This is a genomic window from Halobellus sp. Atlit-38R (genome assembly GCF_003665925.1).
Classification (GTDB): Archaea; Halobacteriota; Halobacteria; order Halobacteriales; family Haloferacaceae; genus Haloquadratum; species Haloquadratum inordinatus.
Map to the genome: position 1 here is coordinate 1 of NZ_QXIJ01000085.1, position 701 is coordinate 701.

General features: G+C 72.0%; 1 pseudogene. It reads right to left on the reverse strand.

Going from position 1 to position 701, the window contains the following annotated elements:
• Positions 1–198 precede the first annotated feature (198 nt).
• Positions 199–701 (reverse strand): annotated as a pseudogene (locus D3D02_RS18225) (DNA primase); the annotation flags it as partial.

Sequence of the window (701 nt, forward strand, 5' to 3'; positions counted from 1 at the left end):
TGGTCGCCATCGGGGTCACCTTCGGCGGGTCGGCGGTCCTCCCGGAGGCGGGGGCGATCGCGCTCGTCGCGCTCCTGGCCGGGTTCGTCCTGCTGATGGCCGGCGTCGGGACGTTCCTGATGCGGGCGAACGGCGGCTCGTAAGGCCGTCGAGCCGCCGCGGTCCGTTACTTCTGCCGTCGCGTTCGGTTCGCCGCGCTCACGCCGCTTCCGTCCCGTCCGTCTCTCGGGCCGCCCGCCAGTCGGTCACCTCGTCGGCCGCGGCCACCCGGGTCTCGTAGTACGAGAGCGGGTCGGCCGCGACCTGCATGTGGTCGTCCTCGTTGTGGCAGATCCCGTAGTTCGCGAGCGTCTCGCAGGTCGGCGGGGGGTACTGGGTCCCGCGGTCGTCGGTGAGGAACTCCGTCTGGTAGCGGATCCCCTCGGCGTCGAGGCTCGTGTCGGCGCAGAAGGCGACGACCTCGTCGGGCGTCATGCCGATGCCGACGAGGAACGCCATCAGCGCGAACGACTCGGCCGCGGAGAGCGCGGCGTCGCGCTCCGCCTTCTCGATCAGGTTCGTCATACACGGCGGGAACAGCGCGGGGGCGACGACGTCCGGCGGCTCGGCGTACGTCCGCTCGGAGAGCAGCCGCCGGAGGTCGGCGACGCGCGATTCCAAGGCCGCGGCGATCTCCTCGTCGGCGCCGAGTTCGAAGGGGA